The following is a 22,530-nucleotide window of genomic DNA, read 5'->3' as shown; positions in this document are numbered from 1 at the left end:
ACGGGAGGGCTGAAGGCCGCCGCCGGGCATCGCGATCACCACGGCGGCAGCTCCCCGCCGCCCACCGGGACGGTGCTCGGGCTCGGGCGGGGGGCCAGGAGGGAGGTCAGGAGGTCGACCGGGCCGGGCCGGTCGACGGTGGCGAGCAGGTGCCCGCCGGGCAGGACGCGGTGGCCGAAGGCGCCCCGGGTGTGGGCGGCCCAGCCGGTGAGGTCGGTGGTGGCGAGCATCGGGTCGTCGGCGCCGGCCACCGCGTACAGCGCCGAGCCGATCGGCGCGTCCGGCCGGTACCGGTAGGTGGCGCTGACCGCGAGGTCGGTGCGGATGCCGCCGAGGGCGAGCTCGACCAGCTCAGGATCGGCCCGGACCAGCTCCTCCAGCCCGGTCAGGCGCAGGAGTTCGGCCGCGTCGAGGTCCTTGGTCCCGCGCTCGGTCCACTCGTCCGGACTGGGTGCCCCGGCCACCACCACCAGCTCGGGGCGGCGGTCGGCGGGCAGCGCCCGGGCCACCTCGTAGGCGAGCAGGGCGCCGAAGCTCTGCCCGTAGAAGGCGGCCCGGCGACCGGGGCCGAGGTGCGGGGCGACGGCGGCGGTGACGGCCCCGACCAGGGCGGCGAAGTCGGCGGGCATCGGCTCACGGCTGCGTCCGCCGCGCGCCGGCGGGCGCAGCGCCCACACCTCCGCGGCGGGGGCGAGGGCCCGGGCCAGCGGGGTGAAGGCGGTGGCGTCGCCGCCCGCGTGCGGGAAGCAGAACAGCCTGGCGGGGGTGGCGGGTTGAGGGGCGGGAAGGAGGAACCAGTCCCCCTCGGTGCGGGGCCGCGGGCCGGCGCCGACCCGGGCGGCCGCCGGGGCCGAGGCCGCGCGGTACGGGACCGCGCCGGCGTCCGGGCGCGGCCGGGCGGTGACCGGCGGCCGCCCGGGCGGTGCCCCCACCGGCCCGGGGACGGCGGCACCGGCCTGCACCGGCGCCGCCGAGGCGGTCGGACGCGGACGGGCGGTGATCGGCGGCCGCACCGCGGCGGGGGGAATCGGGGGCCCGTCGCTCTTGGCCGGCAGCGGCTGTTCCGGGACTTCCGGCGGGCGGGGGGCGGGGTCGGTGGTCGTGGTCATCGGACGGCCGGGCGGCGGGGGGTGAGGGTCGGGCGGGCGGTGGCGGGGCCGGCGGCCGCGGCGCTGACGACGGCCTGGGTGAAGGCGGCCAGGTCGGCGGCGTCCAGCAGGTGGCGCAGCTGGAGTTCGACGTTGAGCTTGCGGCGCAGCAGGTGGACGACGCGCAGGGCGGCGAGGGAGTGGCCGCCGAGGGTGAGGAAGTCGTCGGTGGGCAGCACCTCGGGGACGCCGAGGACGGTGCGCCACACCTCGGCGACCTGCTCCGCCACTCCGCCGCCCTCGGCGGACGGCTCCGCCTCGGCGGCGGGGGCGGGCAGGGCGCGGTGGTCGACCTTGCCGTTCGGGGTGAGCGGCAGGGCCTCCAGCACGGTCACCGTGCCCGGCACCAGGTGCGCGGGCAGGACGGCCCGCAGGGCGGCGAGCAGGTCGGCGGGGGCGGCCGCCGGGCCGGTGACGTACGCGGCCAGCCGGGTGTCCCCGGGCGCGGGCTCGTGCACGGTGACGGCGGCGGCGGTGACGCCGTCCAGCGCCGCCACCGCGTGCTCGACCTCGCCGAGCTCGATCCGGAAGCCGCGCACCTTGACCTGGCGGTCCACCCGGCCGACGTACTCCAGCAGGCCCTCGGCGGAGCGGCGGGCCTGGTCGCCGGTGCGGTACATGCGCGCGCCGGGGGCGGACGGGTCGGCGACGAAGCGGCCGGCGGTCAGCCCGGGCTGCCCGGCGTAGCCGTGCGCCAGGCCGGGACCGCCCAGGTAGAGTTCGCCGACCGCGCCGGGCTCGGTGACCGGCGCCAGCCGCTCGTCCAGCAGCCGCACGCGCACGCCGGGCAGCGGCTCGCCGAGGTGCGGGCCGGGGCCGGTGATCCGGGCGGCGATCGCGTCGACGGTGCACTCGGTCGGCCCGTACAGGTTGAACGCCTCGATGCCGCCGTCGGCCAGCTCGCGCCAGGTGCGCTCGGGGACCGGCTCGCCGCCCATGAACAGGCGCGGGACCGCCGCCTCGCCGCCGAGCAGCGGCTCGCGGAGCAGCTGCCAGTGGGACGGCGTCAGGTCGAGGTCGGTGACGGCGTGCTCGGCGAGCAGGGCGGCCAGCCGGGCCGGGTCGGCGCGCCGGGCGTCGTCGACGACGACCAGGGTGTCGCCGCGGCAGATCCGGATCCACTGCTGGACGGAGGCGTCGAAGGAGACGCTGGCGTTCCACGCGACGACGGACGGCTCGGGCCGGTAGGCGCCGATCCCCTCCAGCCCGGCGGCGAGGTCGGCGACGGCGCCGTGCGGCACCTCGACGCCCTTGGGGCGGCCGGTGGAGCCGGAGGTGTGGATGACGTAGGCCGGGTCCAGCGGGTGCGGGGCCTCCAGGTCGGCGGCGGGCGCCTCGGCGTCCGGGCGCAGCACGGCGACGCCGGCCGGGACGGGGGGCGTCGCGTCGGCGCTGACCACGGCGGTCAGGCGGGCGTCGGCGGCCATGAAGGCGATCCGCTCGGCGGGGTAGGCCGGGTCCAGCGGGACGTACGCGGCGCCCGCCCGCCAGACGGCGAGCAGCGCGACCGGCAGGTCCAGGGTGCGGGCGAGGTGGACGCCGACCCGGTCGCCGCGCCCGACGCCGGCGGCGCGCAGGGCGGCGGCCAGGGCGGCGGTGCGCCGGTCGAGGGCGGCGAAGTCGAGGCTGCCGTCGGCGGCGTGCACGGCGGGGCGGGCCGGGTGGGCGGCGACGGCGGCGCGCAGCCGGGTCAGCAGGTCCACGGTGGTGGCGGCGGTGGCGGGGGCGATGGTGACCGGCTCCGCGAAGGTGGTCATGACGGGGTACTCCTCGGTGAAGGAAGAAGGAAGGGCCGGGGTGGAAGGGTGGTGCTCGGCGTCGGACGGGGGCGTCGACGGGGGTCGTTGACGGGGCGCCGGGCCCGGAAGGCTGCCCGCGATCGGGCCCGGCGCCGCCCGTCAGACCCCGGCGGCCAGGCGGGCCAGGGCCGCCGCGTAGGCGTCCATGAACTCCTCCGCCGCGGCGTCGTCCACCAGGGCGCGCTGGTGGTCCACGGCCAGCAGCACCCGCTGGGTGACCGGGTCCTGGATCAGCGAGGCGCCGAAGGTGAAGCTGTTCGGCTCGTGCCGGTAGGTGGGCTCGGTGCCGATCCGGCCGTCCTCGATGCGGGCCGAGCTCAGCCGGCCCAGGGCGTGGAAGCGCAGGAAGCCGAACTGGCTGTCGAGCGCGGTGTCGGCCATCATCCGGGCCAGCCGGGCGAACGGCACCCGGCGGTGCGGCATCATGTCCAGCTCCTCGCGGTGCACGTGCCGCACCAGTGCCGCCAGGTCGTCCCCCGGTTCGGCGACCAGCGGGACGGTGTTGAGGAACAGCCCGTACACCTCCGTGCCGCCGAGCCGCTCCAGCCGGCCGTTCATCGCCAGCCCGGTGGTGACCCGCCGCCGCCCGGTGATGTGCGCGAGGGCGTGCAGATGGGCGGCGAGCGCGACGGACTTGACCGGGACGGCGAGCGCGTCGGCGACGGCCCGCAGCTGCCCGGGGGCGTCCGGCAGCACGCGTTCGACGGTGCGCGGCAGCTCGTGGACGTCCTCGCTGCCCGGCCAGAGCTGGCCGGTGGCGCCGTCCAGCCGCCGGTGCCAGTAGGCGAGCGAGTCCGGGTCGGCGGCCGCGGCCCGTTCGACGGCCACGAAGTCGCGGAAGGCGGTGCGCGGCGGCGGGGTGGGCGCGGAGACCGGGTCGGCGGCCAGCGCGGCGTGCCGCTCCATGATCTCGGTGAGCAGCGAGGTGAAGCTCCAGCCGTCGAGGATCGCGTGGTGCTCGGAGACGGTGAGCTGGAAGGCGTCGGCGGCGAGGCGCTGCACGGTGATCCGGAACAGCGGGGGCGCGGTGAGGTCGAACGGCCGGTCGCGGTGGTGCTCGAAGACGGCGCGGATCGCGGCGTCCTGCTCCGGCCCGCCGTGTCCGCGCAGGTCGGCGAACTCGACCGGGGCAGGCAGCGTGCCGTGCACCAGTTGGAGCGGTTCGCCGTAGCCGGAGAGGTCGAGGCCGGTGCGCAGCACGGCGTGCCGGGCCATCGCCTCGTTGACGGAGCGGCGCAGCGCGGTCTCGTCCAGGGCGCCGCCGAAGCGGTAGGAGTTGACGTTGTGGTAGCTGTCGGTGCCGCCGGCGACCTCCATGTGGAAGACCATCGACAGCTGCATGGAGACCATCGGGTAGGCGTCGACGATCCCGGGCGGCAGCTCGGCGCGGTCGTCCTCGTCGATCAGGGCGAACGGCCGGTCGGCGCCGGGGTCGGCCTCGACGGGCCGGGCCAGCGGCAGCAGGGCGGCGACGGTGGGCGCGTTGAAGACGTCCCGCAGGGAGAGCTGCCAGCCGCGGTCGTGCAGCGCTCCGGCCAGCTGGACGGCCCGGATGGAGTCGCCGCCGAGGTGGAAGAAGTCGTCGTGGACGCCGATGCCCGGCACCCCGAGCACCTCCGTCCAGACGGCGGCGAACAGCTCCTCCTCGGGGGTGCGCGGTTCGACGTGCCGGCCGGCCCGTTCGGGGGCGGTGCGCCCGGGGGCGGGCAGCGCGGCCCGGTCGGCCTTGCCGTTGACGGTGAGCGGCAGGGCGTCCAGCACGGTGACGCTCGCCGGGACCATGTACTCCGGCAGCGAGCGGCCGAGGAAGGCGCGCAGGTCGTCGGGGGCGCGGCCGGTGACGTACGCGGCGAGCCGGTCGTCGTGGACGGTCACCACGCAGGCGTCGACGTCGGGGTGGGCGGCGAGGGCGTTCTCGATCTCGCCGAGCTCGATCCGGAAGCCGCGCAGCTTGACCTGGAAGTCGGCGCGGCCGACGTACTCCAGGCCGCCGTCCGGCAGCCGCTTGGCGACGTCGCCGGTGCGGTAGAGGCGGGCGCCGGGCGGTCCGGCCGGGTCGGCGACGAAGCGGCCGGCGGTGAGGCCGGGGCGTCCCCAGTAGCCGTGGGCCAGGCTGCCGCCGCCGATGTACAGCTCGCCGGGGACGCCGGGCGGGCAGGGGCGCAGCCAGTCGTCCAGGACGGCCGCGGTGAGGTGCGCCATCGGCTCGCCGATGAGGCTGCGCCCGAAGCCGGCGCCGCCCTCGGCGACGTCGTGGACGGTGACGTGGACGGTGGTCTCGGTGATGCCGTAAAGGTTGCAGAGCCGGGCGGGCGGCAGCGGGTCGAGCTCGTGCCAGCGCTGGACGACGCCCGGGTCCAGGGCCTCGCCGCCGAGCATGATCCAGCGCAGCGCGGGCAGGTCGCGGGGCCGGCGGCGCAGGGCCGGTTCGAGCTGGCGCAGCGCGGACGGGGTGAGGCACAGGTGGGTGACGCGCTGCTCGTCGAGGAGTTCGGCGAACTCCTCCGGCGAGCGGCTGGTCAGGTAGGGCACGACGATCAGGCGGGCGCCGTGCAGCAGGGCCCCCCACAGTTCCCAGACGGTCCAGTCGAAGGCGTAGCTGTGGAAGAGCGTCCAGGTGGTGTCGGGGCCGAAGCCGAAGTGCGCGCGGCCGGAGTCGAGCAGCCGGCTGACGTGCTCGTGGGCGACGGCGACGCCCTTGGGGCGGCCGGTGGAGCCGGAGGTGAAGATGAGGTAGGCGAGGTCGCCGGGGCGTCCGGCGGCGGGCGGGCGGGTGTCGGGGTGGGCGGCGATCTCGGCGGCCCGGGCGGCCAGGTCGAGGGTCTGCCAGGGGCCGGCGGGGGCGCGGTCGGGGCGGTCGGTGAGGACGGCGGTGACGGCGGTGTCGCCGAAGACCAGGGCGGCCCGGTCGGCGGGGGCGGCGAGGTCGACGGGCACGTAGGCGGCGCCGGCCTTGAGGACGGCGAGGACGGCGACCGGGACGGCGGCGGTGCGTTCCAGCAGCAGCCCGACCCGGTCGCCGGGGCGCACCCCGCGGGCGCGCAGGGTGTGCGCCAACCGGTTGGCGCGGCGGTCGAGTTCGGCGTAGTCGAGGGTCTCCCGCCCGTCGCTGACGGCCGGCCGGTCGCCGTACGCGTCGGCGGCCCGCTCGAAGAGGTGGTGCAGGCAGTGGCCCTCGTCGAGCCGGGCGGGGCGGGGCGGGCGTCCGGCCGCGGGGGCGGTGGTGAGCCGGAGCACGGTGGCGTCCGGGTCGGCGAGGGCGGCGTCCAGCAGGGCCGCGTAGTCGGCGGCGAGGCGGCGGACGGTGCCGGGGTCGAAGAGGTCGGTGCTGTACTCGGCCTCGCCGCGCAGTTCGGCGGCGCCGTCCCCGCCGCCCTCGGCGTCCTCGGTGGGCTCGAAGACGGACCAGGTGAGGTCGAACTTGCTGGTGCCGTTGGAGCGGACGGCGCGCCGGGCGGTGGCCGCGCCGAGGGCGAGCGGGGCGCGGTCCTCGCCGTGGGCGCCGAACACCACCTGGACCAGCGGCGGGTGCTGCGGGGTGCGGGCGGTGCCGAGGTGGTCGACCAGCTGGTCGAACGGCACGTCGAGGTAGCCGAAGGCGTCGAAGGCGCCGTCCTGGAGGTCGGTGACCAGCTCCCGGAAGGTCGCGCCCGGGGCGAGCCGGATGCGCAGCGGCAGCAGGTTGACGAAGTAGCCGAGGAGGTCGGCGAGTTCGGGTCGGCTGCGGGTGGTGACCGGAGTGCCGACGAGCAGGTCGTCGGCGCCGGTCCAGCGGTTCAGCAGCAGGGCGAAGGCGGCGAGCTGGACGGTGAACGGGGTGGCGCCCTCCTGCTCGGCGAGCGCCCGGACGCGGGCGGCGGTGCCGGGGGCGAGGCCGAAGTGCTCGGTGGCGCCGCGCTCGCCGCGCTCGGCGGGGCGCGGGCGGTCGCCGGGCAGGTCGAGCAGGGCGGGGGCGCCGTCGAGGCGGTCCTTCCAGTAGGCGAGGTGCTCCTCGTAGGGGGTGTGCTCCTCCTCCTCGGCCCAGTCGGCGTACTGGGTGGTGAGGGCGGGCAGGTCCGGCGTCCGCTGCGAGGCGAACGCCCGGTAGTGCTCGGCGAGTTCGCGCTCGAAGAGGTCGGCCGACCAGCCGTCCCAGATGATGTGGTGGACGACGAACAGCAGGGTGGTGCGCTCCTCGCCGAGCCGGAGCGCCTCGGCGCGCAGCAGCGGGCCGGCCGCGAGGTCGAACGGCTCGGCGGCCCGTTCGGCGATCAACTCCTCGGCGCGCTCCTCCCGTTCGGCCTCCGGCAGGCCGCACAGGTCGGTGACGGCGAGCGGTACGGCGAGGGTGTCGTGGACGTGCTGGCGCGGGCCGTCGGGGTGCAGCGCGAAGGTGGTGCGCAGCGCCTCGTGCCGGGCGGTGACGGCGTCCAGGGCGCGGGCCAGCAGCCCGAGGTCGAGCGGACCGGTGACCCGGTACGTCCAGGGGGTGGTGTAGGTGACGGTTCCCGGGTTCAGGTGGTCGAGGAACCAGAGGCCGCGCTGGAGGCCCGAGACCGGCGCGGTGCGGGCGGGTTCTGACACCGGACGGGCGGGCTCTGACACCGGGCGGACCGGCTCGGCCACCGGGCGGGCCGGCGGGCTCATGGGGTCGGCTGACGGGCTCACGGGGTCGTTCCTTCCTGTCCGGCGGGTGTCGGGGCGGCCCGCCATCACGAGGCCAGCCGTTCGGCGATGGCGCCCACGGTCCGGCCGCGGAACACCACGTGCGGCGGGACGCGGGTGCCGGTCTGCTGCGAGAGCTTCATGGCGACCCGCACGGCGGCCAGCGAATTGCCGCCGATGCGGAAGAAGTTGGCCTCCGGACCGAGGTCCTCCGGCAGGTCCAGGACGGCGCGGACGGCGTCGGCGACCAGCCGCTCGCGCGGGGTGAGCGGGTCGGCCGCGGCGGCGGTGCGGCGCTCGGCGGGGGCCGGCAGGGCCCGGCGGTCGACCTTGCCGTTGGGGTTGAGCGGCAGGGCGTCCAGCACGTCGAGGGTCGCGGGGACCATGTGCTCGGGCAGCAGCCCGGCGAGGTGGTCCAGCAGCGCCTCGGGGTCGGCCCCGTCCGCCCCCGCGTCGAGGGTGACGTAGGCGGCGAGCCGGTGGTCGCCCGGGGCGGGCTCGTGGACGGTGACGGCGGCCTCGCGGACGGCGGGGTGGCGGGTCAGCGCGTCCTCGATCTCGCCGGGCTCGACCCGGAAGCCGCGGACCTTGACCTGGTCGTCGATCCGGCCGGTGATCTCCAGCAGCCCGTCCGGGCGCCGGTGGCCGAGGTCGCCGGTGCGGTAGAGCCGCTCACCGGGGGTGCCGAACGGGGAGGCGACGAAGCGCTGGGCGGTCAGCCCGGGCCGGCCGACGTAGCCGTGGGCGAGGCCGCCGCCGGCCGCGTAGAGCTCACCGGTGGTGCCCTCGGGGACGGGCTCCAGCCGCTCGTCCAGGACGTGCACGGCCTTGCCGTGCAGCGGGCGGCCGATCGGGATGGCGGTGCCCGCGGCGTCCTCGGGGGTGGCCCGGTGGCAGGTGGTGAGGCCGAGGCTCTCCACCGGGCCGTAGCCGTTGGCGACCACCAGGTCCGGGTACTGGCCGAGCGCCTTGCCGACGTGGGTGACGGAGGCCCGCTCACCGGCCGTGAAGGCCACCTTGAGGTCGTCGTAGGTCTCCGGGAACTCCTCCAGCAGGAAGTTGAACAGGCTGGCGGAGAGCTGGAGCTGGGTGACGCCGTGGCGCCGGGTCAGCTCGGCGACGGCCTGCGGGTCGGGCCGCTGCCCGGGCTGCAGCACGCAGACCCCGCCGAAGGCGAGCGCGCCGTACAGCTCCAGGGCGAAGGCGTCCCAGGAGACCGGGGAGCACTGCAGCCAGACCTCCTCGGGGCCGAAGCGGGCGTAGTCCTGGCCGAGGTAGGTGGTGGTCAGCGCGCGGTGCGGCACGGCGGCGCCCTTGGGGCGGCCGGTGGAGCCGGAGGTGAACATCACGCAGGCGAGGTCGTCGCCGGTGACCGGCACGCCCGGGTCGTGGCCGGGGCGGGCGGCGATCGCGGCGGCCTGCGCGTCCAGGTCGAGGTGGCGCCCGACCGGGAACGGCGGGCTCCCGTGGCGGTGGGTGACCAGCAGCGAGGCCGCGCAGTCGGCGAACGCGCCGGCCAGCCGCTCGGCCGGGAAGTCCGGGTCCAGCAGGGTGTAGGCGGCTCCGGTCTTGAGCGCCGCGAGCAGGGCCACCACCAGGTCGGGTCCGCGCTCGACCAGCACGGCGACGGTGTCGCCGCGGCCGGTCCCGGCCTCGGCCAGGTGGTGCGCGAGCCGGTTGGCCCGGGTGTTCAACGCGCCGTAGGAGAGCCGCTCCTCGCCGGAGACGAGGGCGAGCGCGTCCGGGGCGGCGGCGGCGCGGGCCTCGAACAGGGCGTGCACGGGCGCCTCGACGGCGGTGGCCAGGGTGCCCAGCCAGGCCTCGCACAGCTCGGCCATGGTGGCGGCGTCGAACAGGTCGGAGTCGTACTCGAAGCGGCCGGTGAAGTCGGTGCCCCGGTCGTCGACGGAGATCGACAGGTCGAAGCGGGAGACCGGGTTGGAGTGCAGCTCCCGGGTCACCTCGACGCCGCCGACGGTCAGCGGGCGGGTGTCCAGCGGGTGCAGCTCCAGCAGCACCTGGCAGAGCGGGTTGCGGTTCTCGGCCCGGTCGTCCGGCCGGTCCTCCAGGGCGCACGCCGCGATGTCGTCGAACGGCGCCTCCTGGTGGCGGTAGCCGGCGATCGCCACCTCGCGGACGTGCCGGACCAGCTCGCGGAAGTCGGCCGACTCGTCGAGGCGCACCCGCAGCGGCAGCAGGTTGACGAAGTAGCCGACCAGGGCGTCCAGTTCGGACCGGCCGCGGACGCTCACCGGGGAGCCGATGACCAGGTCGCGCTGTCCGGTGCGGCGGTGCAGGGTGAGCGCGAGGCCGGCCAGCAGCACCATGAACGGGGTGGCGTCCTCGCTGCGGGCCAGCGCGCGGACCGCCTCGGCGACCGGGCGCGGCATCGCGAAGCGGTGGAAGTCGCCGCGGAAGCGCTGCACCTCGGGCCGGGGGTGGTCGGTGGGCAGCGCCGGTTCGGTCGGCGCGTCGGCCAGGTGCTCGCGCCAGTGGGCGAGTTGGCGCTCGGCGTGGGCCGGGTCCCGGTACTGCCAGGCGCTGTAGTCGGCGTACTGGACGGCGGGCTCGGGCAGGTCGGCCGGGCGTCCGGCGGCCAGCGCCTCGTACAGGGCGGCGAGTTCGCCCTCCAGCACGGGCAGCGAGCCCTCGTCCCAGACGATGTGGTGGCAGAGCAGCAGCAGGGTGGCGGTGTCGCCGGTGCGGTAGAGGTGGGCGCGCAGCAGCGGCCCGCCCTCCAGGTCGAAGGGGACCAGCGCGGCCTCGGCGACCAGCGCCTCGACGCGCCCGGCCTCGGTGTCCGTCACGGTGAACGGGACCTCCACCGAGGGGTGGATCAGCTGGCGGGGGCCGTCCTCGGCCAGCTCGAAGGTGGTGCGCAGCGCCTCGTGCCGCGCCACCACGCCCTCCAGCGCCCGCCGCAGCAGCTCCGGGTCGACCCGGCCGGCGAAGCGGAACACCCACGGCACGATGTAGGTGGGCGCGTCCGGGTTCCACTGGTCGAGGAACCAGAGGCCGCGCTGGTACGGGGAGAGCGGCGCCGAGACGGCCCCGGCCCGGGTCAGCGGCGGGCGCTCGCCACCGGCGGCGGCGGTGACGGCGGCGGCGAACTCGGCGAGGGTCGGGGCGTCGAAGATGGTGTACGGGGAGATCATCCCGAAGACGTCGAAGACCCGGCCGACCACCCTCACGGCGGTGAGCGAGTCGCCGCCCAGGTGGAAGAAGTTGTCCTCGGCGCCGACCTCGGGCACGCCCAGCACGTCCGCCCAGACCGCGGCGATCAGCTGCTCGGCGGGGGTGCGCAGCGGGCGGCCGGCGGGGGCGGCGGCGGGCGCGGACCGCGGCGCGGGCAGCGCGGCCCGGTCGATCTTGCCGCCGGCGGTCAGCGGGAAGGCGTCCAGCACGGTGACGGTGGCCGGCACCATGTGCTCGGGCAGCCGCTCGGCCAGGTGGGCGCGGAGCGCGGCGGGGTCGGGGGCGTCGCCGGTGACGTACCCGGCGAGCCTGCCCTCGTGGGCGACGACCACGGCGGCGGCGACGCCGGGGCGGGCGGCGAGCAGCTGCTCGATCTCGCCGGGCTCGACCCGGAAGCCGCGGATCTTCACCTGGTGGTCGGCGCGGCCGACGAACTCCAGCGGGGCGTCCGGGTCCTCGCGGCGCACGACGTCGCCGGTGCGGTACATCCGGGCGCCCGGCTCGGGCGCGAACGGGTCCGCGACGAACCGGCCCGCCGTCAGGCCCGGGCGGCCGTGGTAGCCGGAGGCGAGCAGCGGCCCGCCCAGGTAGAGCTCACCGGCCTCGCCGGGGCCGGTGACCGGGCGCAGCCGGTCGTCCAGGACGTAGGCGCGCCGATCGCCCAGCGCGGTGCCGATCGGGACGACGCCCGACTCCCCCTCCGGCGCCCCGTCCGACAGGTGGGTCGTGGCGGTGATCACGGTCTCGGTGGGCCCGTAGGCGTTCAGCAGCGGCACGCCGGTGGCGGCCCGCCAGCCGGCGGCGGTGTCCGGGTAGAGCCGGTCGCTGCCGGAGATCATCAGGCGCAGGGTGCGCGGGGCGCGGCCGCGGGCGCGCAGCGCCGTCACCACCTCCTGGAAGTAGCCGGCGGCGAGGTTGGCGACGGTGGCTCCCTCGGCGTCCAGCAGGTCCAGCAGGGCGTCCGGGCCGAGCAGGTGCTGCTCGGGGATCAGCAGGCAGGCCCCGGCGGACAGGGTGGTGAGCGCCTGCTCGACGGCGACGTCCACGGTCGGGCGGGCGAGGTGCAGCACGACGTCCTCGGCGGTGAGGCCGAAGCGGTCGACGGCGGCGGCCAGGTGGCCGGCCAGCGCGTCGAGCGGGACGTGCACGCCCTTGGGGCGGCCGGTGGTGCCGGAGGTGTAGACGAGGTAGCCGGGGGCGGGCGCGCCCGCGCCGCCGCCGGACGGCGCGAGCGCGGTGAGCTCGCCGTCGGTGAGGGCGAGGGTGGCGCCGGCGTCCTCGCGGATCCAGCGGTTGCGCTCCTCCGGGGCCTCCCGGTCCAGCGGCAGGTAGACGGCCCCGGCCCGGAGCGCGGCGAGCAGGCCGACCAGGTGGTCCAGCCGGTCGCGGCCGGTGACGGCCACCGTGCGCCCGGGGGCGATCCGGGCGGCGAGGGCGCCGCTCAGCTCGTCCAGCTCCCGGTAGCGGACGGTCCGGGCGCCGAGCCGTACGGCCGGCCGGTCCGGGAACCGGCGCGCGACGGACATGAAGGGGAAACCGCGAGATTCCATCATCCAACCCCGATGAATTAACGACGCTGCGGGCAGTGATCTCGACGATAGGGCGGCTTTCCGGCGCCGATCGGCAGAATTCCCGGAAGACCATCGGCAGTTTCAACTGCCGCTTGGTGCAGGCGAGTTGGTGAAACACGACCGGCCCGCCGGGGCGCGCGGAGGCGCCTCGACGGGCTCAGGTGTCAGTGCTCTTCGAAATGACCGCGGCGGAATTACCCGGGGAATTCCGGGGACCACACGTCGGCCCGCTCCAGGGCGGCCGGCGTGTACTTCCCGAGCGCGCTGATCAGCAGCCGCAGTTCCAGCGCCAGGCAGTCGGCGAACCGGATCAGGCCCGCCTCCGGGTCCTCGGCCGCGGCCAGCAGGGCCGCCCGGCCCAGGCCCACCGCGCGGGCGCCCAGCGCCAGGCTCTTGACCGCCCGGCCGCCCTCCCACATCCGCCCCGAGACCAGCAGGCAGGGCGGCGGCCCGGCGGCCGCCAGCCGGCGCAGGCACTCCCCCAGCGGCAGCCCGACCTGCGCCGGGAAGGCGCCCGGCGCCCAGCCGGTGCCGCCCTCCGCGCCGTCCACGGTGACGGCGTCCGCGCCCGCCTCGGCGGCCACCCGGGCGGCCTCGGCGACGTCCCGGCCGGGGTGCAGCTTCACCCAGACCCGGGCCCGGGGGAAGTTGTTGCGCATCAGCCGGACCTGCTGGCGCAGGATCTCGGCCGTGAAGGTGCCCGGGGTACTGGCGCGCAGCACCCGGCCGTCCTCGCCGAAGACCGGGTCGAGCCCGTAGCGGTCCCCGAGCCGGGCGGCGGCAGCGGCGTCCAGCACGGTCATCCCGCCGAGCCCGGGCTTCGCACCCTGCCCGACCTTCAACTCGAAGGCCAGGCGCCCCGATTCGAGCAGCGGCAGGGCCGCCGGGTCGCTGTAGACGAGGTTCCACACCTCGGCGTCGGCGTCCTCGGTGGACTGCTGGACGGCCACCCCGCCCAGCCCGTCCGGGAGGTGCTCCGTGTAGGCGCGCAGCCGGCCGAGCAGGGCGCGGTCGGCGGCCTCGCCGAGCCGGCCGTAGCCGTTCACCGGGACGATGTTCTCGCCGATCACCATCGGCAGGCCGAGCGCACCCGCCTGCCGGCCGAGCGCCAGCCCGAGGTCCCCGCCGGCCGCCCGGGTGGAACCGGTCGCGGACACGTAGACCGGCAGGGCGGAGGTGAACCCGCCGATGTCCGTGGTGAGTTCGACGTCCCGGTAGTCCGGCTCGCGGCCCAGGTCGATCAGTTTGGCGAGCCGCTGCGGCACGAACACCGGCGGCACGATCCGCAGCGCGTCCAGGACGTCCGCCTCGGGCCCTCCGCCCGGGCGCTCGGCGCCGAACAGCACCTGCCCGTAGCTGCCGGGCGGCGGGAAGGCGGCCGCCGTCCCGGCCCGGGCCCGCTGCCGGACCTCCTCCTCCGGAAAGCCGGGCGCCGACAGGTCGCTCACGGCGTCACCACCCCCGCCACCTTCGGGAAGGCGCTGGCCTGCCAGACCGCGTCCAGCCCGGCCACGTAGCGGGTCAGCCGCTCGACACCGATGCCGAAGCCGGCGCTGCCGGGCACGCCCTCGCGGACCAGGTCCAGGTACCAGCGGTACTTCTGCGGGTTCTCCCCCGTCTCGCGCATCCGGGTGACGATCTCGGCGTAGTCGTTGGTGCGCTGGCTGCCGCTGCACAGCTCGCCGTAGCCCTCGGCCGCGATGAGGTCGAAGTTCCGCAGCAGGCCCGGGTCCTCGGGGTTCTCACGGTCGTAGAAGCCGCGCGAGCCCTTGGGGTAGTCGGTGACGAAGAACGGCCGGTCCCGCCGGCCCGAGAGCAAGGCCTCGCCGGCCCAGTCGAGTTCGGCGTCCGGGCTCTGCGGGTGGTCCAGCCCCCGGAGCTCGGCGACCGCCTCGGCGTGCCGCATCCGGCCGAAGGAGCCCTTCAGCAGCTCCTCGAACGCCCCGGTGTCCCGGCCGAGTTCGGCGAACTCCTTGGGCAGCTCGCGCACCACGCTGCCGACCATGTGCACCACCAGCTCCTCGACCAACCGCACGGCGTCGTCCCGGCTCGCCCCGGCCACCTCGACGTCGAGCTGGTGGAACTCGGCCAGGTGGCGGCTGGTCCCGGCGGTCTCCAGCGGCTCCAGCCGGACGTTCGGCGCGATGCAGAAGATCTTGTCGAAGGCCAGCAGCGAGGCCTGCTTGTAGAGGATCGCGCTGGTCATCAGCTTGTAGCGGTGGCCGTAGAAGTCGACGTCGACCTGCTTGGAGCCGCGCGAGCCGGGGTCGGTGACCGGGCCGATGATCGGCGGCAGCAGCTCGGTGAAGCCCTGGCCGCGCAGGTACTCGCGGGCGGCGGAGAGCAGCTCGTGCTGGATCCGCAGCGCGGCACGGGTGGTCGGGGAGGTCAGGTGGCGGCCGGGGTCGGGGAGCAGCGCGGCGGTCGCGGGGGTGGGCCCGTCGGTGGTCATGGCGTGGTGAGTCCCAACTCTCGTGGTGCGGCGGGTGTTCGGTCGAGGTCCGGGGTGTCGGCGGCGCGGCTGTCGTAGCTCCACTGGACGTGGGAGAGCGCGCCGAGGAGGTCGGCGGAGCCCAGGATCGGCGGGCGCGGGCCGCCGGACAGGCCGCCGATCGGCATCGAGCCGACGTCCGACCAGTGCAGCCGCCCGTCCGGCCCGAGCGAGCTGCGGGCCCGGCCGGCGTTGTCGGGGTGCAGGCAGTAGGGCACGTCGAGGTAGCCGGCCGCGAAGGCGCGGACCAGGGCCCGGCCGATGTCCGCGTCCAGCTCCAGCACGGCGCCGATCAGCGCCCGGGCCTCCGCCTCGATGCCGGTGTCGGGCACCGCGAGCGGCGGGCGGACGCGCTCGGCGTGCGCGGCCGCGGCGGCCGTCTCCAGTGCCCGGACGTTCTCGGGGACGGTCGGGATCCGGTGCGCCTCGGCCGTCGTCTTGACGATCAGCCGGGCCGCCCCGGTGCGCACCGCCAGCCGGGCCGCGTCCTCCAGCAGCAGCCGGGCGCCGCCGGGCGTGCGCGGGAAGACGCCCATGTAGGCGTAGAGCACGAGGTGGTGGTCGACGTCCGGCAGCAGTTCGCCGGCGAGCCGGCCGAGCACGGTCAGCGCCTCCTCGTCCTGGCGCGGGTCGGGCTGCTGGGCGTAGCTGAGCGAGACGCTGCGCAGCCCGTGCTGCCGGAAGAACAGCGCCTCCAGCACGCTCACCGCGATCAGCAGGCTCGGCGGGCAGAGCTGGCCCATCAGGCAGCCGCCGAACGTCTCCAGATGCGGCTCCGCGCCGAACTCACGGATGGAGGAGAGTAGTTCGCAGCTGCGCCGCCAGCTCTCCACCGCCTCGCGCAGCGGCGTGCGGCTGTACGGCAGGCAGTACGACACCGGGCCGCCCTCGGTGGCGTCCAGGCCGACCGCGAGCAGCGCGCGGACGATGTGCTCGGGCTGCGCCGAGCCGTGCCGGACCTGCACCGGGAAGCCCTCGCCGGCGACCCCGCGCAGCACCGCCCGGGTGACGTCCGCCGGGTGGCCGGCGATCGGGTAGCCGTTCAGCCCGACCCCGTCGGCCAGGGCGCGGCGGGCGGCGGCGAGGTCGCCGGTGCGGGTGTAGCTGTCCAGGGTGATGGTGCCGACGGTGACGGCGTCCGCGCCCCGGGTGGCGAGCAGGCCGTCGCGCATCCGCAGCGGGTCGGCCATGCCCATCCGGGGCTGGACCACCAGGGCGCCGGCCGTCCGGGCCCGGGCGACGAACGCCCCGAAGCCGGATCGGGCGGGGAGCGGGCCGCCCGGCGCGGCGGCGAGGCCGCTCATCGCGGCACCCCGGGCAGCGCGGCGGCGCGGACCGGAGCCGGGAGCGAGCCCACGAAGGAGCGGAAGTCGGCGACCGAGCGCCCCTCCTCGAAGACCCCGTCGAACCCGGCGGCCAGCAGCGAGCGCTGCCGGTCCGGATCGCCGGGCCCGGCGATGGTGAGCTTGCCGCCGATCACCGTGGGCGTGCGGGCCAGTTCGGGACAGGCCCGCAGCGCGCGGATCACCCGCAGGCCGTCGTGGTGGCCGTGTCCGTTGACGCTGCTGAGCACGATGAGGTCCGGCTCGATCCGGCGGCACTCGGCGACCAGCAGGTCGTCCGGCACGCAGGCGCCCAGGTTGCTGACCCGGTGGCCGAGCTCCTCCAGCAGCAGTTGCAGGAAGACCAGGTTCCAGGTGTGCGAGTCCGAGGCCGTGGTCGTCACGACGACCTCCAGCCCGGCCGGTTCGGCCTCCAGGCGCTGCTGCTCCAACTGGTCCACGGCGCAAACCCTCTGTGTCGGTGAGTTCGGTGAGTGCTGAACAGAAACGCTAGGGAGGATCCGGCGGGCGGACCGGCAGCTCGTCCGGCAAGTGACGGGCAGTATCGGCGGTGCGGGAACCGCGAGCGGACGCGCGGGAAGCGCGGGCGAGCGGGAAGCGCGGGCGAGCGGACGGGCGAGCGGGAAGCGCGGGCGAGCGGGCGGCAACCGCGGGCGGGCCGGAGCCTCAGCCCGCCGCCGCCAGCACCGGGTACGCCCCGGCGGCGCCGAACAGCCGGCGGCAGAGGTTCAGCACGGTGAACCGCACGCCGTCGCGGGCCTGGACGCTGCGGATCAGCCCGCTCGCCAGCAGCTCGTGCACGGCGGCCAGCGACTCGTGCGGCGGCCGGCCGCTCAGTTCGACGGCGTCCTCGCCCGACCAGTCCCCCGGTTCGGCGGCCAGCCGTGCCAGCAGGTCGCGCTGGCCCAGCGTCAGCCGGTCGAGCGCGGCGTCCAGGGCCTCGCCGACCCCGCCGCACCCGCCGGACCCGGCCGGGGGCGGCGCCAGCTGGAACGGGCCCTCGGCCAGCCGGGCCACCAGCTGGCGCGGGGAGAGCACCGTCGACCAGCCGGCGGCCAGCTCCAGCGCGCCGGGCAGGCCGTCCAGCTGGCGGCAGAGCGCGGCCACCGCCGGCGCCTCCTCGGGCTCCAGCCGGTAGCCGGGGCGCAGCCGGCGCAGGTGCGACAGCAGCAGCCGGACGGCGCCCACCTCGGCGAGCGCGTGCGGGTCGTGGTCGAGGTCCGGGCCCGGGGTGGGCAGCGGGGCGAGCGGGATCACCTGGCCGCCGGGCAACGGCTGGGCGACCCGGGCGGTGATCAGCACCCGCAGGCCGGGGCAGCGCTGGAACAGCTCGTCCAGCAGGGCGGGCTCCACCCCGGTGTCGGCGCCGTCCAGGACCAGCAGGGTGGGGCGGCTGCCGATCGCCCGGACCAGCTCGGCGCGGCGCTCGGGGCCCATCCCGGGCTGGCGGGCCCAGTCCGTCCAGCGCACCGACCAGCGGGCCGTCAGATGCAGCCGCCGGGCGGCCTCCAGCACCAGTCTGCTCTTGCCGACCCCGCCGAGGCCGGTCACGGTGACCAGCCGGTCGCCGTGCACGGCGAGGGCGTCGGTCAGCGCGTCGACCTCCGGTTCCCGGCCGACGATCGCGCCGCGCGCCACCGGCGGGGCGGCCGGCTCCTCGCGCGGCTCCTCGGCGAGCGTCTGGCGGCGCGCGGCCGCCTCGAACACCGAGCGGCTGCGGCCCTCCAGCCGCAGCGCGTCGGCCAGCAGCCGGACCGTCTCCTGCCGGGGGCGCTGCACCCGTCCGCTCTCCATGTCGCGGATCGCCCGGACGCTCAGGGTCGCGTGATCGGCCAGCACCTGCTGGGTCAGGCCGATGCGCTCGCGCCGGATCCTGAGCAGCTCTCCGAAGCCCGCCGTCGACTGCAGGGTGTGAACGCCGTCCATGCTCCGTCCGCCTTCCGTGGGTTGGCCAACTACCGGGGACCAGGGGCTCGGACGGCCGGACGGCGCGCCGAGGGCGGTGCCGAGCGGTGGTGACCGTCGTCCCGGGCTTCCCCTGCCGCAGATGGTCCACGGCCCTGCTCTACGGCCGATCAACGGCCGATCACCGCAGGTTCACGACACCTCCGCATCGTCCACGAACCCTCCCGGGATCCGGCCCGGAACATGGACCGGCCCGGGCGTACCGCATCGGGGAACGGTACGACCGGGCCGGGGATCGGGGAGCGGGGCGTCAGGCGCGCTGCATGCCCGGGTTGTAGGCCTCGCTGACGAAGGAGGCGGCGGTGCTGACGGTGCCGCCCGGGCGGGTGATGTGCGAGATCACCCGGTAGTCGGCCCGCAGGTGCTCCTCGTTGAGCGTGATCGCGGTGTAGCCGCGCCGCCCGTCGTAGAACTTCATGTGCGGGTTGGCGGCCGTCAGGGTGGCCCAGTTGCCCGGGTGCTCCTCGCCGTCGCCGTCGCTGGCGATCGAGGTGCCGACGATCTCGACGCCGACGGTCCGGGAGTCCGGGTCGTCGAAGTCGCGCTTGACGTCCATCGCGTAGGCGACGTGCACGTCACCGGTGAGGACGACGAGGTTCTCCACGCCGATGTCCTCGGCGCCGGCCAGGAGCCGCTCGCGGGCGGCCGGGTAGCCGTCCCAGGCGTCCATGGACAGCTTGGAGGCCGCCGCGGTGGTGTTCTTGCGGCGGGAGAAGACGACCTGCTGCGGCACGACGTTCCACACCGCCTTGGACTTGCGGAAGCCGTCCATCAGCCAGCGCTCCTGGGTGGCGCCCATCAGCGTGCGGGTCGGGTCCGCCGACTCCGCGGTGGGGTACTGCCAGCCGTCGCCGTTGGCCTGGTCGGAGCGGTACTGGCGGGTGTCGAGGATGTCGAACTGCGCCAGCTTGCCGTAGTGGTGGCGGCGGTACAGCTTGAGGTCGGTGGCGTCCGGCTTGGGCATGCGCAGCGGCATGTTCTCCCAGTAGGCGCGGGTGGCGGCGGCGCGGCGGGCGACGAAGGCCTCCACCGACTGGTTCTTCTCGGGGATGCCCGCGGCGTAGTTGTTCTCGACCTCGTGGTCGTCCCAGGTGACGTACCAGGCGTGCGCGGCGTGCGCGGCCTGGAGGTCGGGGTCGGTCTTGTAGAGGGCGTACCGCAGGCGGTAGTCCTCCAGGGTGGTGGTCTCGTGGTTGAACAGCGACGGCAGGGTGCGGTCGGTGTACTTGCGGTCGCCGCCGACGGCGTTGATGCCGTACTCGTAGATGTAGTCGCCGACGTGGAAGACCGCGTCGAGGTCCTCGTTCGCGAGGTGCTGGTAGGCGGTGAAGTAGCCGTCCTCGTAGGCCTGGCAGGAGACCAGGCCGAAGCGGACCTCGTCGATGTGGCGGCCGCGCGCCGGGGAGGTGCGGGTGCGGCCGACCGGGCTGACCCAGCCGCCGACCTTGAAGCGGTACCAGTGGACGCGGTCGGCGTCGAGGCCGTCGACGTCGACGTGCACCGAGTAGTTGAACTCGGCGTGGGCCTTGGCGGTGCCGCGGCGGGCGACCTTGCGGAACTTCTCGTCCCGGGCGATCTCCCAGTCGACCTTGACCACGCCGGTGGGCGGCAGGCCGTTGCCGGGCTCCAGCGGGCGGGGGGCGAGGCGGGTCCAGAGCACGACGGCGTCGCTGAGCGGGTCGCCGGAGGCGACGCCCAGGGTGAACGGGTTCTCGGTCAGCGTGCGGGGCGCGATCTCGGCGTCCGCCGCGTGGGCGCTCGGCAGGTTGGTGGTGAACGCCAGCGCGGCGGCCGCCGAGGTGACGGTCAGGAAGCGGCGGCGGCCGATCCCGAGCCGGGTCGCGGCCTCCCGGAACTGCTGGTCGTGCGAGGCCTGGTCGTCTGTGCGAGCCATGGGTCTGGACTGCCTTCCGTACGCTGGGGCTGGACCGGCGGGGCACACCGGCCGTGTACGGAGGGGATTGGACTGGACGGGGCGGTACGGGGGGCGTCGCAACCCCGGCCGACAAGTGATCATCAGATGATGACACCCGCCGAATCGGGCAATCGGACGATAACGCCCCCCGGGGGCTCAGCGGGAGAAGGCCGCCAGGCTCAGCAACAGGTGGGCCGACTCGGGGTGTTGGAAGTCCGAGTGCGCGCCCGCCGGAGCCAGCCGGCGCCCCGTCACGCTCCCCCGGAAGACGCGCCCCGCGTCGATGTTGACGATCGGGTGGTCCAGCACCTGCTTGGAGTACGGCGTGTCCGTCGCCAGCAGGGCCGTCGAGTACTGCCCGACCGGCGCCGTCCCCACCCCCGAGTGCCCGATCCCCGGCGCGCCCTCGGCCCGCAGGTGCCAGAAGCCGGTGGCCCGGTCCCAGCGCGAGTGGGTCAGCACCAGCGGCCCGCGCAGCGGCGCCCCCGGCCGCCCCGGCGCCGGGAACAGCCGCGGGAACAGCCGGTCGAAGGCGTCCCTCGGCGCGGCCATCTGGAAGACCAGCGCGCTGTCCACGGTGAACGGCCGCGCCGGGTCCGCCGGCCCGCTCCACCCCAGCACCCGCGGCCCCGCGGCCGGCCGCTCCGCCGCCCACTGCACCGCCTCGCACAGGAAGCGGCCGCCGAACGAGTGCCCCACCAGGTGCAGGTACTGGCCCGACCGGTTCGCCAGCACCTCGGGGGCGTCCGGGCGCCCGCGCTCCGCGTCCAGGTAGCCGAGCAGGTGCCCGATCACCAGCCCCGCCTGCCCGCGCCCGGGCCCGCTCATCGCGTGCGCCCGGTCCCGGATCCGCCGGTACCCGGCCGGCGAGGGCAGGCTCGACGACGGCCAGCGCACCACCACGCACCACGGCCGGTACCCGCGCCCCGCCAGCCCCGGGTACGCCGTCGGGGCCGTCCGCCGCAGCTCGACGGCCCGCGCGATCAGCGCCTCCGCCGCCCGCCCGGCCGCCTGCGCACCGGTCTGCCACCCGTGCACGTACACGTACAGGTCGGTGGCCCGCTCCGGCACCCGCAGATGGCGCGCCAGGTGCTCGGCCACCCGCGCCTGCGGCACCGGCGTCCGGGTGCCCGGTACGAGCAGCCGGCCGTTCTCGTCGAGGTCCACCACGGCATGGGTCACGGCGTCAGCTCCAGCATGCTGTCGATCCCGCAGTGCAGGGAGTAGGTGAGGGCGAGCGGATTGCGGTGGATGTCGGCGAAGTCGCGGGCCAGCCGCCAGGTGATCTCCCCCGCGGTGGCCTGCCCCGCCAGGTACTGGTCGAGGAAGGCGAAGGCGTACTCCGCCCCGAACACCTGCGGGATCTCGATCTGCGGGCCGAGCACGCCGCTGGCGCCGAGCTCCACGAGGGCCCGGCCGAGGTGCTCCAGCTCGGCCTCGGCCGACTGCCCGGCGAAGCAGGCGTTCAGCAGCACGAAGGGCCGGAACAGGGCCTCGGGCACGTCCTGGTGGTCCTCGCGCAGCCGGCGGACCAGCTCCGCGTCGATGTGCATCGGATCGGAGAGCCGTACGGTCAGCTGGGCGTAGGCGGCCCCGGTGGAGACGAACTGGCCGTGGCACCAGAAGTACATCAGGTCCTCGTCGAGCACCGCCCCTTCGAAGGCCTCCCGGAAGCGCGTCGACTCGGTGCGGACGGTCAGCTCCGTCCGCTCCTCCAGCAGCTTGCGCACCTCGGGCGCCCGGCCGACCGACTCCAGGGTGCTGTCCGTGTTGAGACTGGTCACCGCCCTGGTCCGCGGCGGGGACTCCGCCTGGATCCTGGCGTAGGCGGCCCCGGTCTGCTCGATCTGGTGCCGGTAGCCGAGGAAGTCCTGCCACGGCTCGTCCCGGCCGTCCCCCGCGGCCAGCATCGGCCAGGGCAGGTGGAGGTCGGAGTCGAAGCTGACCCGCAGCGGCCCCTCCTCGGTGAGCGTCCGGGTGAGGAACTCCCGCAGCTCGGCGAGGTCGCGGCCGGGGCCCGAGAGCATCCTCCGGAACAGGTGCCGCCCCTCCGCCGCCAGTTCCGCCGTCCGGTTCCGGGCCAGCGCCGTCTCCCGGGACAGGTCGACCGCGGACGCGAACGGGTAGTCCAGCGGCATCCCGTCGGTGTCCACCACCGGGTAGTTGACCAGCTGCTGCTTCCAGACCCAGCGCAGCCGGCCGGCCAGCCGGATCAACTCGGGGGCGCGGACGTCCAGGAAGGCGTGGCGACCGCGGGTCAGGGGCCCCCGGTCGCCCGCCCGGTTGGCCTCCATGTGGACCAGGCCCTCGACGCCGTGACACCGCAGGGAGACCTTCAGGTCCAGGGGCTCCGCCCGCCGTGCGCCGGGCCGGTCGCCGGGACCGCCCTGGCGCGGCAGCAACGTGTAGTCGGCGGAGGGGTTCTGCCGTATCTCGACGACGAGGTCCCGGGGCACGTG

The 22,530-nt window shown here is 76.0% G+C and carries 12 protein-coding genes; all 12 read right to left on the bottom strand.

Going from position 1 to position 22,530, the window contains the following annotated elements:
• Positions 1-35: 35 nt before the first annotated feature.
• Positions 36-1,109, bottom strand: a complete 1,074-nt coding sequence (locus ACFC0B_RS29755) for a thioesterase domain-containing protein (protein WP_376092514.1) — start codon at positions 1,107-1,109, stop codon at positions 36-38.
• Positions 1,106-2,905, bottom strand: a complete 1,800-nt coding sequence (locus ACFC0B_RS29750) for a non-ribosomal peptide synthetase (RefSeq protein WP_376092511.1) — start codon at positions 2,903-2,905, stop codon at positions 1,106-1,108. The genes ACFC0B_RS29755 and ACFC0B_RS29750 overlap by 4 nt, the downstream gene beginning before the upstream one ends.
• A 141-nt stretch (positions 2,906-3,046) precedes the next feature.
• Positions 3,047-7,594 carry an amino acid adenylation domain-containing protein gene (locus ACFC0B_RS29745; RefSeq protein WP_376092508.1) on the bottom strand — a complete coding sequence of 1,516 codons (4,548 nt, stop codon included), beginning with the start codon at positions 7,592-7,594 and terminating at the stop codon, positions 3,047-3,049.
• Positions 7,595-7,638: 44 nt separating this feature from the next.
• Positions 7,639-12,312 carry an amino acid adenylation domain-containing protein gene (locus tag ACFC0B_RS29740; RefSeq protein WP_376092505.1) on the bottom strand — a complete coding sequence of 1,558 codons (4,674 nt, stop codon included), beginning with the start codon at positions 12,310-12,312 and terminating at the stop codon, positions 7,639-7,641.
• Positions 12,313-12,551: 239 nt separating this feature from the next.
• Positions 12,552-13,805: a glutamate synthase-related protein gene (locus ACFC0B_RS29735; RefSeq protein WP_376092502.1), complete on the bottom strand. Its 1,254-nt coding sequence runs from the start codon at positions 13,803-13,805 to the stop codon at positions 12,552-12,554.
• Positions 13,802-14,809, bottom strand: coding sequence for an asparagine synthetase A (locus tag ACFC0B_RS29730; RefSeq protein WP_376092499.1), 1,008 nt, complete (start codon positions 14,807-14,809; stop codon positions 13,802-13,804). Before ACFC0B_RS29730 ends, ACFC0B_RS29735 begins: the two co-directional genes overlap by 4 nt.
• A complete protein-coding gene (locus tag ACFC0B_RS29725) occupies positions 14,806-16,152 on the bottom strand; it encodes a methylaspartate mutase (protein WP_376092496.1) in 1,347 nt (448 codons plus the stop codon). Before ACFC0B_RS29725 ends, ACFC0B_RS29730 begins: the two co-directional genes overlap by 4 nt.
• Complete coding sequence (locus ACFC0B_RS29720) at positions 16,149-16,631, bottom strand: cobalamin B12-binding domain-containing protein (protein ID WP_376092493.1); 483 nt, start codon at positions 16,629-16,631, stop codon at positions 16,149-16,151. The genes ACFC0B_RS29725 and ACFC0B_RS29720 overlap by 4 nt, the downstream gene beginning before the upstream one ends.
• Before the next feature lie 226 nt (positions 16,632-16,857).
• Positions 16,858-18,117: a helix-turn-helix domain-containing protein gene (locus tag ACFC0B_RS29715; RefSeq protein ID WP_376092490.1), complete on the bottom strand. Its 1,260-nt coding sequence runs from the start codon at positions 18,115-18,117 to the stop codon at positions 16,858-16,860.
• A 289-nt stretch (positions 18,118-18,406) separates the two neighbouring features.
• A complete protein-coding gene (locus ACFC0B_RS29710) occupies positions 18,407-20,050 on the bottom strand; it encodes an alkaline phosphatase D family protein (protein ID WP_376092487.1) in 1,644 nt (547 codons plus the stop codon).
• 177 nt (positions 20,051-20,227) lie between these two features.
• A complete protein-coding gene (locus ACFC0B_RS29705) occupies positions 20,228-21,253 on the bottom strand; it encodes a hypothetical protein (protein WP_376092484.1) in 1,026 nt (341 codons plus the stop codon).
• Positions 21,250-22,527 carry a CHAT domain-containing protein gene (locus ACFC0B_RS29700; protein ID WP_376092481.1) on the bottom strand — a complete coding sequence of 426 codons (1,278 nt, stop codon included), beginning with the start codon at positions 22,525-22,527 and terminating at the stop codon, positions 21,250-21,252. The genes ACFC0B_RS29705 and ACFC0B_RS29700 overlap by 4 nt, the downstream gene beginning before the upstream one ends.
• Positions 22,528-22,530: the final 3 nt, after the last annotated feature.

The sequence above is a fragment of the Kitasatospora sp. NPDC056184 genome (genome assembly GCF_042268405.1).
GTDB lineage: Bacteria > Actinomycetota > Actinomycetes > Streptomycetales > Streptomycetaceae > Kitasatospora.
This window is presented reverse-complemented; position numbering and strand designations above follow the sequence as displayed.

Excerpts from the sequence above, each read along its gene's own strand:
- ACFC0B_RS29755 (WP_376092514.1), bottom strand. The coding sequence starts at position 1,109 with ATGACCACGACCACCGACCCCGCCCCCCGCCCGCCGGAAGTCCCGGAA.
- ACFC0B_RS29750 (WP_376092511.1), bottom strand. The coding sequence starts at position 2,905 with ATGACCACCTTCGCGGAGCCGGTCACCATCGCCCCCGCCACCGCCGCC.
- ACFC0B_RS29740 (WP_376092505.1), bottom strand. The coding sequence starts at position 12,312 with ATGTCCGTCGCGCGCCGGTTCCCGGACCGGCCGGCCGTACGGCTCGGC.
- ACFC0B_RS29730 (WP_376092499.1), bottom strand. The coding sequence starts at position 14,809 with ATGACCACCGACGGGCCCACCCCCGCGACCGCCGCGCTGCTCCCCGAC.
- ACFC0B_RS29725 (WP_376092496.1), bottom strand. The coding sequence starts at position 16,152 with ATGAGCGGCCTCGCCGCCGCGCCGGGCGGCCCGCTCCCCGCCCGATCC.
- ACFC0B_RS29715 (WP_376092490.1), bottom strand. The coding sequence starts at position 18,117 with ATGGACGGCGTTCACACCCTGCAGTCGACGGCGGGCTTCGGAGAGCTG.
- ACFC0B_RS29710 (WP_376092487.1), bottom strand. The coding sequence starts at position 20,050 with ATGGCTCGCACAGACGACCAGGCCTCGCACGACCAGCAGTTCCGGGAG.